Genomic DNA, 14,511 nt, shown 5'->3' with positions numbered 1-14,511 from the left:
GGGATGGCCCGGAGCCGGCCTGAGTGATCCAGCATCCGCCGAGCGAGCGGCTCGTCGCCATGCCCATGGCCGCGCTCGCCGGCTTCGTCGATGCGGTCGCCTTTCTTCATCTGGGCGGCTACTTCGTTTCCTTCATGACCGGCAACACGACGCGTCTGGGCGCGTCGATCGCCGAGGCGGAGCCGCAGACCTGGCTGCCCGCCTTCCTCATCCTTCTTTTCGTCGCAGGCGTGGTCGCCGGCACGTTGTTGCGGCAGGCAGTGCCCGCGCGCAAGCCCGGCTGGGTGATGGTGCTGGTCACCGCAATGCTGCTTTCCGCCGGGCTTGCAGCCGCTGCCGGTCACCATTGGCTGGCGGTAGTCTTCCTTGCCATCGCAATGGGCGCGGAGAACACGGTTTTCGAGCGCAACGGCGAGGTCAGCATCGGCGTCACCTACATGACAGGCACACTCGTCAAGATGGGCCAGCACATCGCGGCGGCCCTGCGCGGCGGCAGCCGCACGTCGTGGGTTTGGTATGCGCTGTTGTGGCTTGGTCTCGCGCTCGGCGCGGTAATGGGGGCGACCGCCTTCCTCGCCCTCGGCCTCGGCGCGATCTGGATCGCGGCGGCGGCCTCGGCCATCATCGCCGTGCTTTTCTTCGTCCCCAATCTCGGCATCGAGACGGCCTAAGGCGCTTTCTCGTCGCGGTCGGTTGCCGCCCGTCCCCGAACCGTCTAACAGCGGGCGACGGGTCAACCGAAGCGGGAACACCGATATGAGACTGGGCGGCAGGCTGGCAGCAGCCATCGAGATACTGGACGACATCGACAGGCGGCACCGCCCCGCGGCGGACGCCCTCAAGGACTGGGGCCTGTCGCACCGTTTCGCCGGCTCCGGCGATCGTGCCGCAATCGGCAACATCGTCTACGACGCGCTGCGCCGCAAGCGCTCTGCCGGATGGCTTTTCGATGCCGATTCCTCCCGCGCGCTGGCGCTCGGCGCGCTGATGCTGGAATGGGGGATGGACGCAGCCGCCATCAACGCCGCGCTCGATGGCGACCGCTTCGCCCCTGCCGAACTCTCGCAGGAAGAGCGTTCCGCTTTATCCGGCAGGACGCTGGACGACGCGCCGGATGCCGTGCGTGCCGACTGCCCGGACTGGTGCGTGCCGCTGGTGGAGGACGCCTTCGGCGCGGACTGGGTGGGCGAGATCGCCGCGCTTGCGGCGCGCCCTCCGCTGGATTTGCGGGTCAACACGCTGCTCTCGACGCGCGAAAAGGTGCTGTCCGAGCTTGAGGGGACCGGCGCGACACCCTCCGTCCTTGTCGCCGACGGTATCCGCATTCCGCCGATCGCGGGCGACGGCCGCCACCCCAACGTCCAGGCCGAGCCTGCCTTCCGCAAGGGCTGGTTCGAGGTGCAGGACGAAGGTTCGCAGATCGTCGCGGACCTCGCAGGCGCCGCGCCGGGAATGCAGGTGCTCGACTATTGCGCCGGCGCGGGCGGCAAGACGCTTTCGATGTCGGCGGCGATGGACAATCGCGGCCAGATATTCGCGCACGATGCCGAAAAGCAGCGCCTCGCGCCCATCTTCGACAGGCTTCGCCGCGCCGGCAGCCGCAATGTGCAGACGGTTGCGGGCGCAGCCGGCCTGGCGCCCCTTGAGGGCGAGATGGACCTCGTGCTGGTCGACGCGCCCTGCACGGGCAGCGGCACGTGGCGGCGCAGGCCCGACGCGAAATGGCGGCTCACCGATCGCCAGCTCGATGTGCGGCTGCGCGAGCAGGCCTCCATTCTCGAAGCCTCGAAATCCTATGTGAAGCGGGGCGGCCGGCTGGTCTACATCACCTGTTCCATCTTCCCCCAGGAAAACCAGAAGCAGATCGAGAACTTTCTGGCGGCAAACCCGGATTTTTCCGTCGGCAACCACGAGGAGCTTTGGGCGGGCATCGCCGGCGGCCAGCCGGGCCGCGCACGCTTTTCGGGCACGGGCCTTGCACTCACGCCGGCCGCCACCGGCACCGACGGGTTCTTTTTCAGCGCGCTGACGCGGTCGTGACGGCACCAAGGGAACCGCGTTCACGTTAAGCCGTTCTGGCCAAAACACGCGTTGGTTCTCATGACCCGTTTCATTCCGCTCGTTCTCTTCATCCTGCTCGTCGTAGGCGGCGGCTCGCTCATCGGCGCCACCAACACGCCCGGCGAGTGGTACGCCGCGCTCGAAAAGCCACCCTTCAATCCGCCCAACTGGATTTTCGCGCCCGTCTGGACGACGCTCTACGTGATGATCGCCGTTGCCGGCTGGCGCATCTGGCGGCAGGCGCGCACGGGCGGCGCGATGACCGCGTGGTGGCTGCAGATGGGCCTCAATTTCCTCTGGTCGCCGGTCTTCTTCACCCTCCAATCCGTGGGGCTGGCACTCGCGGTGATCGTCGCGCTGCTCGCCGCGATCGTGGCCTTCATCGTGCTTGCCTGGGATCGGGACCGCCCCGCCGCATTGCTGTTCCTGCCCTATGCGGCTTGGGTCGGCTTCGCGACGCTGCTGAACGCCTCGATCTTCTGGCTCAACTGATCATTTGCTGCGCTGCACAATTCAACGTTGCCCAGCCGTCGCGGCTTTGCCATAAGCGAAGCTGGCAAAGCTGAGGGAGTGAAGCATGTCGGTGAAGTTCGAGCCGCAGGGCGACTACGAAGGCCGCGTAAGGACGAGTTTCGCTCGCCAGCAGATCATGACCTCCATAGGCGCCGAACTCACCCGCGTGAATGCCGGCGAGGTCGAGATCGAGATGCCCTACCGTGCGGAATACACCCAGCAGCACGGCTTTCTGCATGCGGGCATAATCTCCACCGCGCTCGATTCAGCCTGCGGCTACGCGGCATATTCCGTCATGCCGGCCGATGCGGCGGTTCTGACGATCGAATTCAAGGTCAATCTGCTGTCGCCGGGCAGGGGCGAGCGGTTCCTGTTTCGCGGGTCGGTCACAAAGCCCGGCCGCACGATCATCGTTGCCGACGGGCAGGCCTATGCCTACGACACCGAGGGCAACGCGCGGCTCGTCGCCACCATGACGGCGACGATCATGGTCGTGAGCGGGCGCGATGGCATCGAAGGTTGAGCCGACGCCGGTTGCCGGCAGGCAGGTGCTGTTCGTCATGGCGGCCGCACCGGAATATGGCGACCATCTGAAGGCGCGCTTCACGCCGCTCATGACGGGCGTCGGCCCGGTCGAGGCGGGCGTGGTTCTTTCCGCGGCGCTCGCCCGCCTGCAAGCCGCGGGGCCGTTGCCAGATCTCGTGGTCTCGCTCGGTTCCGCCGGCAGCCGGACGCTGGAGCAGACCGGCGTCTATCAGGTGTCCTCCGTCGCCTATCGCGACATGGATGCCTCGCCGCTGGGTTTCCCCAAAGGCGAGACTCCGTTTCTGGATTTGCCGCGCGTGGTCGAGCTTCCGCTGCGCGTTTCGGGCATCCCTGCCGCCACCATCTCGACCGGCGCGAATATCGTTTCGGGCGGGGCCTACGATGCGATAGAAGCCGACATGGTCGACATGGAAACCTTCGCCGTGCTGCGCGCATGCCAGCATTTCGGCGTACCGCTGGTCGGCCTGCGCGGCATTTCGGACGGCGCGGCCGAGCTGAAGCAGGTGGGCGACTGGACCGTATATCTCCATGTCATCGACGAGAAGCTGGCCCTAGCGGTGGACCGGCTGGCCGAAGCGCTGGATCGGGGCCTGCTTGAAGGCTGAGCCGGCGCGAAACCGGCGCTGGCGACCCATTGCGCCGACTCGCTTCTTTCACTAAAGGCTCACCATGACCGACACAGCCCATCCCGACACCGTCCTCATCATCGATTTCGGCAGCCAGGTGACGCAGCTGATTGCGCGCCGCGTGCGCGAGGCCGGCGTCTATTCCGAGATCGTCCCTTTCCAGTCCGCGCAGGAAGCGTTCCGCCGGATGAAGCCGAAGGCGGTGATCCTTTCGGGCAGCCCGGCCTCCACCGTAGACATCGGCAGCCCGCGCGCTCCGCAGGAGATTTTCGAGGCCGGCATACCGGTTCTCGGCATCTGCTATGGCGAGCAGACCATGTGCGCACAGCTCGGCGGCAAGGTCGAAAGCGGCCATCATCGCGAGTTCGGCCGCGCCTTTCTCGAGATCGAGGATGAAAGCGCGCTGTTCGACGGCGTCTGGGCCAAGGGCACCCGCCATCAGGTGTGGATGAGCCACGGCGACCGCGTGACCGCCCTGCCGGCAGGCTTCCGCGTCATCGGCACCTCGACCGGTGCGCCCTATGCGGCCATCGCGGACGAGAAGCGTCGCTTCTATGCCGTTCAGTTCCACCCGGAGGTTGTGCATACGCCGGATGGCGCGAAGCTTCTGGCGAATTTCGTGCACAACATCGCCGGCCTTGCCGGCGACTGGACCATGGCTGCCTATCGCGAGCAGGCGATTGCGGCGATCCGCGCCCAGGTGGGTGACGGGCGCGTGATCTGCGCGCTTTCGGGCGGCGTCGATTCCTCCGTCGCGGCGGTTCTCATCCATGAAGCCATCGGCGAGCGGCTGACCTGCATTTTCGTCGACCACGGCTTGATGCGGAAGGGCGAGGGCGAGCAGGTCGTTTCGATGTACCGCGAACACTACAACATCCCGCTCGTGCACGTGCAGGCGCAGGAGATGTTCCTGTCGGCGCTGGAAGGCGAGGCGGACCCCGAGAAGAAGCGCAAGACCATCGGCCGCCTGTTCATCGAGGTTTTCGAGGACGAGGCGAAGAAGCTGGCAGACGCCGGCAAGCCCGCCGATTTCCTCGCGCAGGGCACGCTCTACCCCGACGTGATCGAAAGCGTGTCGTTCACCGGCGGGCCCTCGGTGACGATCAAGTCGCACCACAATGTCGGCGGCCTGCCCGAACGCATGAAGATGAAGCTGGTGGAGCCGCTGCGCGAGCTCTTCAAGGACGAGGTTCGGGCGCTGGGCCGCGAACTGGGCCTGCCGGACCATTTCATCGAGCGCCATCCCTTCCCGGGGCCAGGTCTGGCCATCCGCTGCCCCGGCGCCGTGACGCGCGACAAGCTCGACATCCTGCGCGAGGCCGACGCCATCTATCTCGACGAAATCCGCAAGGCGGGGCTCTACAACGCCATCTGGCAGGCCTTCGCCGTGCTGCTGCCCGTACAGACGGTCGGTGTCATGGGCGATGGGCGCACCTACGAATATGTCTGCGCGCTGCGCGCCGTCACCTCGGTGGATGGCATGACGGCCGACTTCTACCACTACGACATGGAATTTCTCGGCCGTGCGGCCACTCGCATCATCAACGAGGTTCGCGGCATCAACCGCGTCGTCTACGACGTGACTTCCAAGCCACCCGGTACCATCGAGTGGGAGTAGGCGCGCGGATGGCTGTGACGATCTACGGCATCAAGACGTGCGACACGATGAAGAAGGCGTTCGTCTGGTTGAAGGCGCACGGCATCGACTATGCCTTTCACGACTATCGTGCTGAAGGCATCGCCGCAGCCGACGTGAAGCGCTGGTGCAAGGCTGCCGGCTGGGAGAAAGTGCTCAACAAGTCGAGCACGACTTTCCGCGCGCTTCCCGACGAGGCGAAGGCCCGACTTGATGAGGCCAGGGCCATCGAGCTGATGGTCGCCGAGCCGACGATGATAAAGCGGCCAGTGCTGGACACCGGCACCGCTATCGAAGTCGGCTTCAAGCCCGAACGCTATGAGGCGATATTCGCCGGATGAGCCAGGGGCACTAACCGGGGGCCGCAGAATCCACTTTTACATGTTCATGATTTGTTCTATTTTGTCGTATGCAGTATGCATTCGACTTCGGAGAGCGTGAGGATATCGGGGCAACCTGCGGTCCACGTGCTGTCGGGCCAGCGCCGCAGGATTCGGATACATATTTCCTCGCCCTGCGTCCTGACGGCGAGGCTATTCGGCGCATTGTCAACGAGACGATGCCGTGGATCAGTCGCAAATTCGGCGTGATCGAATCTGCCACGAAGCCGGCCAATCTGCATGTCTCCGTTCTCGGTGTCGCGCAAAGCGCGTCGTATTCGGCCGCGCTGATCGCTCGTGTGTGCGAGGGGACGCAGCGGCTGCATTGTGCGCCATTCGTGATAGATTTCGACCGCCTGATGAGCTTCCGGGGGCGACGGCGGAAGACGGCGGTGGTGTTGACGACGCGGCGTGCGCCGCAGCCGTTGTGCGATCTGCGCAACGATCTTCGCGCAAGACTGGCGGGGATCGGCGTTGGTGCGCCCAGAGGCTTCACGCCGCATGTGACGCTTGGATACAGCGAAATGAGGATCGCTGAAACGCCCGTCGCGCCGGTCGGCTGGGGCGCGACGGCCATATACTTCATTCACAGTTTTCACGGGCAGGCACGACACGAGGTGCTGGCGACCATTCCTCTGGACGGCTGACCGGCACAACCATCAAGCCTCTTTCGTCTATGCCAATGGTGGTTCGGTATTGCAGGGGCATCCTGCGCCGGTAATCTCCGGCGCAATGGATTCTCAGGCCCGCTCCCCTCTCGCTTATGCACTCGCCGGCATGGTCGCCATGGCCGTCGCCATGGGCATCGGCCGGTTCGTCTACACGCCCATCCTGCCCGGCATGATGGACGGGTTGGGGCTGACCGCGTCCGATGCCGGGCTGATCGCTTCGGCCAACTATGCAGGATACCTCGTCGGCGCCATTCTGGCGGCAGGCAATTGGGGGCAGGGCAGGGAGCATGGGGTTGCCATGGCGGGCCTTGCCGCCAGCACCCTTCTGGCCGCCGCCATGGGCCTGACGGAAAGTGTCGGCCTTTTTCTGGCGATACGCTTCCTCGCCGGCGTGGCCAGCGCGTTCGTGATGGTTTTCCTGTCCACGATCGTTTTCTCGCGGCTGGCAGTCGCGGGGCGAAGCGACCTTCAGGCATGGCATTTCGGCGGAGTCGGCGCGGGCATCGCCATTTCGTCGCTGATGACGGCCGCGCTGCTTCTGGCGGGCGCGCAGTGGCAGGCGAGCTGGCTCTGGTCCGGTGCGCTCTCGGCGCTCGGTCTTGCCGTGGTGTGGATGGTGATCGACCGCGGCCCGGCCCCGGCGCACAAGCCGGTGGCGGAGCCGCCCATGCCGCGCAGCACGTCGATGACGCGCATCGTCGTGGCCTATGGGCTGTTCGGCTTCGGCTACATCGTCACCGCCACTTTCCTTGTCGCGATCGTCCGGCAGGGCGGGGCAGACCGCATGTTCGAGTCCGTCGTCTGGCTGGCTACCGGCCTCGCGGGCTTGCCGTCGGTCTGGCTTTGGGGCTTTGCGGCACGGCGCTGGGGGCTTTCGAAGATGTTCGCCGTCGGCTGCGTGGTCGAGGCTTTGGGCGTGGCGGCAAGCGTCATGCTTGGCGGATATGTCGGGCCGTTGCTGGGTGGTGTGCTGCTTGGCGCCACGTTCATCGCGGTCACCGCGATGGGCCTCCAGCTTGCAAGGCAGCTCGCCGGCAACGCACCTCGTCGTGTGCTGGCCTTGATGACGGCGTCCTTTGGGCTGGGGCAGATACTCGGCCCGATCGTGGCGGGCATCGTTGCCGACAGCACCGGCAGCTTCACTGCGCCGTCGCTGCTGGCAGCGCTCGTCCTGCTGGCCGCCGCCGTCGTGGGACGCGGCGCGAAAGCCTGAGCGGTTCAGCCGTCGCCCGCCGTCTCCGTCATATAGGTGCGATAGCTCACGCAGCGGATGTCGGGCTGCGCGCAAGCATCTTCCGCGAAGCGCTCCAGTGCGCGCCAGTATGCCCCGCCGTTCATCAGCGTGAAGTGCAGGCCGATCTGCAGCGGCACGCGGTCGCCCGTCATCTGCTCGTCCAGGGCGGCGCGGAAGGCGGAAAGCGCGCGCTCCTCGAACACGCCGTCCCGGTCGTCGCGCTCGATGCCGCCCGAATGGCGGACGAAGAGATTGTAGTCCATGGCGATGACCGGCCGCGCCGAAGGTCCTTCCGGGATCATCGGCAGGGCGAAGCGTGGCACGGTCGTGCCTTCCGGCATGGCCGGCCCGCGAGATACGGTGCTGGCGTCGTAGGCGAAGCCGTCTTGCGCCAACGCATCGAACAGCCCCTGGCCGGTCGATAGATAAGGCGCGCGGAAACCGACGATCTCGTCCTTCGCGAAATCCCGCCAGCCGGCGGGTTCGTCCGATCCCACCCCGTTGGCCACCCAGGCATCGGCGAGGATGGACGAGAACTGGCCGAACTCGGCCCGCCATTCTGCGGCGGTCCATTCCCCGCCGTCGAAATGGCCGCAGGCGTGGCTCGCGATCTCGTGGCCTTCCGCACGCGCGCTCCATATCTGGCCGAGGCGTTGCGCGGCCTCCTCCCTCGTCTGGGCAAAGCCGACATTGGAGCGTCCGATCTCTTGGCGGGGCGGCTGGTAGCCGGCGCGGTTCTCGCGCGCGACGAGATAGACACAGGAGAGGAAATAGGTGAACTGCGCGCCCGTCCTGTCCGCCAAGGCGCGACTGCGATCCCACTGTTCCAGCGGCCCCGCGCCGTCGAATGAAATCAGCACATATTGGGGAGAACGCGCTTGCGCGGGCCCTGCTGCGACGGCCGGAAACGCAAGGACGCAGGCTGCGGCTGACAGGCAAAGAGATCGGCATGAATGCATGGAGGATACGCGGTGCAAACTGGATGGGAAGCCGCACCCTGCCAGCCGAATATGGCAAGCATGGGGTGCATGACGCGGCCGTGAAGCCGGCTTTTTGCCAAAACCCCTTCCATGCCACCAAATTTCAGCTAAAACCCATGCCCATACGGCCGGGCGGAGTTCCCGAGCCTCGATTTCCCAACAATGCCGGTGACCGATGTCGGACGACAGTTTCTTTCGCGAAGTAAACCAGGAGCTACGCCAGGATCAGGCGAAGGCGCTGTGGACGCGCTACGGCCCTGCCGCGATCGTGATTGCGGTGGCCGTCGTGCTCGGCACGTCGCTTTGGGTCGCGTGGGACTACTGGTCTCAAACGCGCGCGAACAACTCGGGCGACGCTTATTCGCAGGCACTGACGCTCGCGCGTGAAGGCAGGACGGATGAGGCGACCGCTGCGCTCCAGCAGCTCGAGGCCGATGGTTACGGCGCCTATCCGGTGCTGGCGCGGATGCGCGGCGCGACTGTGCTTGCCGAGGCCGGCGACTTTGCAGGCGCGGTTGCGGCTTTCGACAGTGTCGCGGCCGATCGCGCCGTGCCCGAATCCATCCGCGACATGGCGAAGCTGCGCGCCGGGCTGCTTCTGGTGGACCACGGCAGCTACGCCGACGTATCGGCGCGTGTCGAGGCGCTGACGAGCGAAACCAACACGTTGCGCCACAGCGCGCGCGAGGCGCTCGCGCTCTCGGCATGGAAAGAAGGCCGCTTCTCCGACGCGGCGACGCTGTTCGGCCAGATCAGCGACGACCAGCAGGCCCCCGCCAATATGCGCCAGCGCGCCGAACTCATGTCCGAACTGATTCGCGGTTCGGGCGCGTCGTCGTGATCGACGCCAATGTCCTTCAAGGTAGCGATCATCGGCCGTCCCAATGTCGGCAAATCGACGCTTTTCAACCGGCTCGCCGGGCGGAAGCTCGCGCTCGTCGATGACACGCCCGGCGTAACGCGCGACCGCCGCGTGCACGCCGGCAAGCTCTATGATCTCCGCTTCGATGTCATCGATACGGCCGGTCTTGAGGATGCGGCGGCGTCCTCTCTGGAAGGCCGCATGCGTGCCCAGACCGAAGCGGCCATCGACGAGGCCGATCTCGTCATCTTCATCATGGATGCGCGCGCGGGCATCATGCCCGACGACCGCACCTTCGCCGACGTCGTGCGGCGCACGGGCAAGCCGGTGGTTCTGGCCGCCAACAAGTCGGAATCGCGCAGTTCCGAGGGCGGCGCGATCGAGGCGTGGGAACTGGGGCTGGGTGAGCCGATCCCGATCTCGGCGGAGCACGGGCAGGGTATGGCCGATCTTCGCCACGCGATCGTCGAGGCGCTGGGCGAGGACCGCGCACTTGCCGAAGACGAAGAGGATGAAGCGCCCGGCATCGCCATTTCCGATGGGCTGATCGGCGAGGACATCGAAGACCCCGACGCGGAGATCGTCCCGGAATACGACACCACCAAGCCGCTTCGCATTGCCATCGTGGGCAGGCCGAACGCCGGCAAGTCGACCCTCATCAACACGATGCTGGGCGAGGAGCGGCTGCTGACCGGGCCGGAAGCAGGCATCACGCGCGATTCCATTTCGGTCGATTGGGAATGGCGGGGCCGCCGCATCAAGCTGTTCGATACGGCCGGCATGCGCCGCAAGGCGAAGGTGCAGGAGAAGCTCGAGAAGCTCTCCGTCGCAGACGGCCTGCGCGCGATCCGTTTCGCCGAGGTCGTCATCATCGTCTTCGATGCGACGATCCCGTTCGAAAAGCAGGATCTGCAGATCGCCGACCTCATCATCCGCGAAGGCCGCGCGCCCGTGCTGGCGTTCAACAAGTGGGACCTGATCGAGAACCGGCAGGAACTGCTGGCCGAACTGCGCGAAAAGACCGAGCGGCTGCTTCCGCAGGTGCGCGGGCTTCAGGCCGTGACGATTTCGGGCGAGACGGGCCGAGGCCTCGACAAGCTGATGGAAGCGGTCGAGAAGACGCACCGCGTCTGGAACCGCCGTATCTCGACCGGCAAGCTCAACCGCTGGCTTGAAGGCGTTCTCGCGCATCATCCGCCTCCGGCCGTCGCGGGCAGGCGATTGAAGATCAAGTACATTACGCAGGTCAAGACGCGCCCGCCCGGCTTCGTGCTATCGTGCTCCAGGCCGGATGCGATGCCGCAGTCCTATATCCGTTATCTGATAAACGGGCTGCGCGAGACGTTCGAGATGCCGGGCGTGCCGATAAGGATCGCGCTGCGGGCTCCCGACAATCCGTTCGCCAGCAAGGCAAAGAAGCGCCGCTGAGACACCCCGGTTACAGCCGGAATGTCCAGTACAGGCACGCCAGCGTCGCCGCGAGAAACACGACGAAGAAGATCGTGCGCAGCAGCACGTTGCGGCGCAGTTCGTTCATCGTCAGATGCGCGGCGATGATGGCGAATGCGAATATGAACTGCCAGTCGATCAGCACGGATAACGCTTCGCGGCTGCCGAATGCGAACCGTGCGGCCTGCACGCCGATTATCGTGGAAAGCAGCACGAGCGCCGTTGAATAAAGCGGGCCGGCTGCATTGGCGTGAACGAAACCTGCGGCGCGCAGCGGCAGCAGCATCATCAGCGCGGCGGCCAGTGAGTAGATCGCAGCCAGCGGGACGAAGGTCGCAGCACTTGCGATATTGTCCAATCGGCCCGAACCCAGCGCACCGAACCCGTAGCCCTTGTTGACCAGCGCGATGCTCAACACGGCAAGGAGGGCTGTCAGCACCCCGACCAGCAGGAATGCGGAGACGGTTCGGTTCATGGCTCCCTCCACCGAGAATCACCCTGAGAAAGCGGATAGGACGGGCGGGGCGGCAAGGGAAGCGCGAAGACACAATGGCGGCCACCCGCTGCCCCAAAATTAACAATCCATCAAGGTTAATGCACCACTATCGTGGCTCGACTTCTTGGGTTGCGTTTTCTGGAGAGTTTTCGTGTTGCGTCGACAGGTTCTGCGCCAGCGAGACATCGTTGGCGGGGTACGAGCTTTCGCTGCCCCGTTCTTCATCGGTCTCGGCATCTGGGTTTGCTCACCGACCCCCGCCGCCTACCAGGACATAGCGAGCCTCGTTTCCGGGGCCGAGCGCGCCGACGAGCGGTGGGGTGCATTCGTCGTCACCGCTGGCGCCGGCTCGGTCCACAAGGCGGAAATGCCCTTTCTCGACGCTTCGGCCACCGGCTCGATAGCTGGCGGCGGCGTTACGGCGGCAGGGCTGGGAACGGTGGCGTTCCGTGGCAAGGGCGTTGCCAGCGAGACACCCGACGAACAGCGCGTCAACCGCAGCGAGAAGCGCGGCCGCATCGTAAACATCGCGCCGGTCGCGCCGCCGAAATCCTTCAATGCGGGCTCGGTCTTCGAGCGCACCAGTTCGCTGCTGGATCCTGCTGTCGAAAGCCAGTTCGAGATGGCTTTCGTTGTTCCCGAGATCAAGGGCAAGGAAGTCCAGATCGCCGCAGCCTTTCACGTGAAGGAAGACAAGGTTTCGCCCGGCGTTCCGGAATTTCTTGCCTCGCTGGTCACCAGCGACAAGGCCGACATTCTCGCTACCGCATATGCGCCCCCGGCGCCCGACTATGCCACCGCCTCGCCCTTTGCGAGCCTGCTCCACCATGAGGTTGACGCTGCCGGCGGCCGCTTCATTCCGCCCGTCACCGATGGCGACCATGTGTGGATGACCCAGCCGCTGCCCGCAACCGTGTTCTCCGCCAAGGAGCAGCAGTGCTTGGCCGAAGGCATCTACTTCGAGGCGCGCGGCGAGGACGTGAAGGGGCAGGCGGCCGTTGCGCAGGTCATACTGAACCGTGTGCGCAACCCGACCTATCCCGCCACGATCTGCGGCGTGGTGTACCAGAATCAGAGCTGGCGCAACCGCTGCCAGTTCTCCTTTGCCTGCGACGGCACGCGGCCCCGCGTGCGCAGCGCGCACCACTACAAGGTGGCTCAGGAAGTGGGCATGGCGGTCACGGCCGGGAAGATATTCATTCCGGAAGTCGGTTCGTCGACCCACTACCACGCGACTTACGTAAATCCGCGCTGGGCGCGCACCATGGAGAAAATGAAGAAGATCGGGCTTCATATCTTCTACCGAACCCATGGCGGAGGCTGGAGCTGACGCCGCAGGCGTGCGGATTCGCGCCGATCCCCTGCGGGCAATCGGCATGACGCATTGTCGCACATTGCTAACCGGCTGAATTTTTTAGCAAATTAAGTTCTTTTTGGCGGTCTCGCCCCGGCTTGACTGGGGCGGGACCCCTAACTATGTTGCGCGCGACTTTAGAAGCGGAGAGCCGGAGGCTGGCTGTCCGGGCAGGAGAGGGTTGAGATGGCCGGCTCAGACAGGCCAGACGAAACCGCCAAAAGCGCGCCCGGCGCATCTTCAGGTCCGGAAGGCGACGATCTCGCTCGCCGCACCCGTGCACTCGAAGCAGCGCTCGCAGCCAGGAAACCGGCGCGGCGTGACGACGAAGACAAGTCCGCAACCGGCTCGATGGCCGGCTTCGGGCAGGCGATGAAGCTTTCCAGCGAGTTCATCGCGGGAATAGTGGTTGGAGCAGGCCTAGGGTGGCTGATCGATCGTATGGCGGGCACTTCGCCGTGGGGTCTCATCATCTTCCTGTTTCTCGGGTTCGGCGCAGGGGTACTCAATGTACTGCGTGCGGCGGGCGTGGTTGCCGAGCCCGGTTCCAAGGCTGCGGGCGACGACGCCTCGAAGCCCGAAAGAAAATGAGCCGCGCCTTTCGGCGCAATTGAAATATCCAGGGGGTCAGGTTGGCCGACGATCCGATTACGCAGTTCCAAATCTCGAAGCTTGTCCCTATCGAGATTGGCGGGCTCGACTTCTCGTTCACCAATTCCTCGCTGTTCATGGTCGCCACCGTGGCAACCGCCAGCGCGTTTCTCTATCTGACCACGTCCAGCCGCGGGCTGGTGCCGAGCCGCCTGCAGTCGGTCTCGGAGATGTCGTATGAATTCGTCGCCAACATGCTGCGCGACGCGGCGGGCACTGCGGGGATGAAATTCTTCCCGCTGGTGTTCTCGCTGTTCACCTTCGTGCTCGTGGCGAACATGTTCGGCATGTTCCCGTATTTCTTCACCGTCACCAGCCAGATCATCGTCACCTTCGCGCTGGCGCTGCTGGTGATCGGAACGGTGCTCGTCTACGGCTTCTGGAAGCACGGCTTCAAGTTCCTGAAGCTGTTCGTGCCGAGCGGCGTGCCGGCAGCGGTGCTGCCTATGGTCGTCATCATCGAGATCATCTCGTTCCTGTCGCGGCCGATCAGCCTGTCCGTCCGTCTTTTCGCCAACATGCTGGCCGGGCACATCACGCTGAAGGTCTTCGCGGGCTTCATCGTTTCGCTCAGCTCGCTGGGCGCGATCGGCATCGGCGGCGCGATCCTGCCGCTCATCATGACCATCGCGATTACCGCGCTGGAATTCCTCGTCTCGTTCCTTCAGGCCTATGTCTTCGCCGTGCTGGCGTGCATGTACCTGAATGACGCGGTCCACCCGGGACACTGACGCAAAGTTCACTGGCGGTTCGCCGCCGACAGAAAACCGCAATCTCGAAAGTCACAAGGAGTTTGACATGGAAGCGGAAGCAGCACGTTACATCGGCGCAGGTCTGGCTTGCCTCGGCATGGCTGGTACGGCCCTCGGCCTCGGCAACATCTTCGGCAGCTACCTCTCGGGCGCCCTGCGCAACCCGTCTGCAGCCGACGGCCAGTTCGGCCGCCTGATCTTCGGCTTCGCGGTGACGGAAGCGCTCGGCATCTTCTCGCTGCTGATCGCGCTGCTGCTGCTGTTCGCCGTCTAAGACCAGTGCATGAGCCGGCTGCGGTT

At 65.0% G+C, this 14,511-nt stretch carries 17 protein-coding genes; 15 read left to right on the top strand and 2 right to left on the bottom strand.

All coding sequences use genetic code 11. From position 1 onward, the window contains the following. The first annotated feature begins 23 nt into the window (after positions 1 to 23). From FY036_RS12660 to FY036_RS12620, 9 genes are all read left to right on the top strand, one after another. Positions 24 to 671, top strand: a complete 648-nt coding sequence (locus FY036_RS12660; protein WP_201744752.1) for a YoaK family protein — start codon at positions 24 to 26, stop codon at positions 669 to 671. Between the two features lie 85 nt (positions 672 to 756). Further along, positions 757 to 2,040: an RsmB/NOP family class I SAM-dependent RNA methyltransferase gene (locus tag FY036_RS12655; protein ID WP_148915096.1), complete on the top strand. Its 1,284-nt coding sequence runs from the start codon at positions 757 to 759 to the stop codon at positions 2,038 to 2,040. A gap of 60 nt (positions 2,041 to 2,100) precedes the next feature. Next, on the top strand, positions 2,101 to 2,553 hold the full coding sequence (locus FY036_RS12650; RefSeq protein ID WP_148915095.1) for a TspO/MBR family protein: 453 nt from the start codon (positions 2,101 to 2,103) through the stop codon (positions 2,551 to 2,553). A gap of 85 nt (positions 2,554 to 2,638) precedes the next feature. Further along, positions 2,639 to 3,097 carry a PaaI family thioesterase gene (locus FY036_RS12645; RefSeq protein ID WP_148915094.1) on the top strand — a complete coding sequence of 153 codons (459 nt, stop codon included), beginning with the start codon at positions 2,639 to 2,641 and terminating at the stop codon, positions 3,095 to 3,097. Next, positions 3,081 to 3,725, top strand: a complete 645-nt coding sequence (locus tag FY036_RS12640) for a 5'-methylthioadenosine/S-adenosylhomocysteine nucleosidase (protein WP_148915093.1) — start codon at positions 3,081 to 3,083, stop codon at positions 3,723 to 3,725. Before FY036_RS12645 ends, FY036_RS12640 begins: the two co-directional genes overlap by 17 nt. Before the next feature lie 64 nt (positions 3,726 to 3,789). After that, on the top strand, positions 3,790 to 5,364 hold the full coding sequence (guaA, locus tag FY036_RS12635) for a glutamine-hydrolyzing GMP synthase (protein WP_148915092.1): 1,575 nt from the start codon (positions 3,790 to 3,792) through the stop codon (positions 5,362 to 5,364). Between the two features lie 8 nt (positions 5,365 to 5,372). Beyond that, positions 5,373 to 5,723 carry an arsenate reductase gene (locus tag FY036_RS12630; RefSeq protein WP_148915091.1) on the top strand — a complete coding sequence of 117 codons (351 nt, stop codon included), beginning with the start codon at positions 5,373 to 5,375 and terminating at the stop codon, positions 5,721 to 5,723. A 245-nt stretch (positions 5,724 to 5,968) separates the two neighbouring features. After that, positions 5,969 to 6,409, top strand: coding sequence for a 2'-5' RNA ligase family protein (locus FY036_RS12625; RefSeq protein WP_161601130.1), 441 nt, complete (start codon positions 5,969 to 5,971; stop codon positions 6,407 to 6,409). An 85-nt stretch (positions 6,410 to 6,494) separates the two neighbouring features. Continuing rightward, entirely contained in the window at positions 6,495 to 7,646 is a 1,152-nt protein-coding gene (locus FY036_RS12620; RefSeq protein WP_235897658.1) for a YbfB/YjiJ family MFS transporter, read from the top strand. A 5-nt stretch (positions 7,647 to 7,651) separates the two neighbouring features. Here the strand turns inward: FY036_RS12620 and FY036_RS12615 are convergent, their stop codons facing one another. Then, on the bottom strand, positions 7,652 to 8,626 hold the full coding sequence (locus tag FY036_RS12615; protein WP_407941162.1) for a polysaccharide deacetylase family protein: 975 nt from the start codon (positions 8,624 to 8,626) through the stop codon (positions 7,652 to 7,654). 196 nt (positions 8,627 to 8,822) lie between these two features. On the opposite strand from FY036_RS12615, the gene FY036_RS12610 reads away from it, so the two are divergent. Together FY036_RS12610 and der are read left to right on the top strand one after the other, a co-directional pair. After that, positions 8,823 to 9,488: a tetratricopeptide repeat protein gene (locus FY036_RS12610; RefSeq protein ID WP_148915088.1), complete on the top strand. Its 666-nt coding sequence runs from the start codon at positions 8,823 to 8,825 to the stop codon at positions 9,486 to 9,488. Positions 9,489 to 9,497: 9 nt separating this feature from the next. Continuing rightward, positions 9,498 to 10,937, top strand: a complete 1,440-nt coding sequence (gene der / locus FY036_RS12605; RefSeq protein WP_148915087.1) for a ribosome biogenesis GTPase Der — start codon at positions 9,498 to 9,500, stop codon at positions 10,935 to 10,937. Between the two features lie 10 nt (positions 10,938 to 10,947). On the opposite strand, the gene FY036_RS12600 is transcribed toward der, so the two are convergent. Next, the gene (locus tag FY036_RS12600; protein ID WP_148915086.1) at positions 10,948 to 11,433 is read right to left on the bottom strand and encodes a hypothetical protein; all 486 of its coding nucleotides are present in this window, start codon (positions 11,431 to 11,433) and stop codon (positions 10,948 to 10,950) included. Positions 11,434 to 11,608: 175 nt separating this feature from the next. Here FY036_RS12600 and FY036_RS12595 point away from each other — a divergent pair, with 175 nt between their 5' ends. The 4 genes from FY036_RS12595 (at position 11,609) to FY036_RS12580 (ending at position 14,485) form a co-directional block, all read left to right on the top strand. Continuing rightward, entirely contained in the window at positions 11,609 to 12,784 is a 1,176-nt protein-coding gene (locus tag FY036_RS12595; protein ID WP_407941181.1) for a cell wall hydrolase, read from the top strand. A gap of 210 nt (positions 12,785 to 12,994) precedes the next feature. Further along, a complete protein-coding gene (locus FY036_RS12590; RefSeq protein WP_148915084.1) occupies positions 12,995 to 13,399 on the top strand; it encodes an AtpZ/AtpI family protein in 405 nt (134 codons plus the stop codon). Between the two features lie 41 nt (positions 13,400 to 13,440). Then, positions 13,441 to 14,190, top strand: coding sequence for a F0F1 ATP synthase subunit A (locus FY036_RS12585; protein WP_148915083.1), 750 nt, complete (start codon positions 13,441 to 13,443; stop codon positions 14,188 to 14,190). A gap of 67 nt (positions 14,191 to 14,257) precedes the next feature. Further along, complete coding sequence (locus FY036_RS12580; protein WP_091517659.1) at positions 14,258 to 14,485, top strand: F0F1 ATP synthase subunit C; 228 nt, start codon at positions 14,258 to 14,260, stop codon at positions 14,483 to 14,485. Positions 14,486 to 14,511: the final 26 nt, after the last annotated feature.

The sequence above is a fragment of the Neoaquamicrobium microcysteis genome (assembly GCF_008180155.1).
Classification (GTDB): domain Bacteria; phylum Pseudomonadota; class Alphaproteobacteria; order Rhizobiales; family Rhizobiaceae; genus Aerobium; species Aerobium microcysteis.
This window is presented reverse-complemented; position numbering and strand designations above follow the sequence as displayed.

Bases quoted from the DNA above. Each gene is read 5' to 3' on its own strand.
- FY036_RS12655 (WP_148915096.1), top strand. From the start codon at position 757: ATGAGACTGGGCGGCAGGCTGGCAGCAGCCATCGAGATACTGGACGAC.
- FY036_RS12650 (WP_148915095.1), top strand. From the start codon at position 2,101: ATGACCCGTTTCATTCCGCTCGTTCTCTTCATCCTGCTCGTCGTAGGC.
- FY036_RS12645 (WP_148915094.1), top strand. From the start codon at position 2,639: ATGTCGGTGAAGTTCGAGCCGCAGGGCGACTACGAAGGCCGCGTAAGG.
- FY036_RS12640 (WP_148915093.1), top strand. From the start codon at position 3,081: ATGGCATCGAAGGTTGAGCCGACGCCGGTTGCCGGCAGGCAGGTGCTG.
- guaA (WP_148915092.1), top strand. From the start codon at position 3,790: ATGACCGACACAGCCCATCCCGACACCGTCCTCATCATCGATTTCGGC.
- FY036_RS12630 (WP_148915091.1), top strand. From the start codon at position 5,373: ATGGCTGTGACGATCTACGGCATCAAGACGTGCGACACGATGAAGAAG.
- FY036_RS12620 (WP_235897658.1), top strand. From the start codon at position 6,495: ATGGATTCTCAGGCCCGCTCCCCTCTCGCTTATGCACTCGCCGGCATG.
- FY036_RS12615 (WP_407941162.1), bottom strand. From the start codon at position 8,626: ATGCATTCATGCCGATCTCTTTGCCTGTCAGCCGCAGCCTGCGTCCTT.
- FY036_RS12610 (WP_148915088.1), top strand. From the start codon at position 8,823: ATGTCGGACGACAGTTTCTTTCGCGAAGTAAACCAGGAGCTACGCCAG.
- der (WP_148915087.1), top strand. From the start codon at position 9,498: ATGTCCTTCAAGGTAGCGATCATCGGCCGTCCCAATGTCGGCAAATCG.
- FY036_RS12600 (WP_148915086.1), bottom strand. From the start codon at position 11,433: ATGAACCGAACCGTCTCCGCATTCCTGCTGGTCGGGGTGCTGACAGCC.
- FY036_RS12590 (WP_148915084.1), top strand. From the start codon at position 12,995: ATGGCCGGCTCAGACAGGCCAGACGAAACCGCCAAAAGCGCGCCCGGC.
- FY036_RS12580 (WP_091517659.1), top strand. From the start codon at position 14,258: ATGGAAGCGGAAGCAGCACGTTACATCGGCGCAGGTCTGGCTTGCCTC.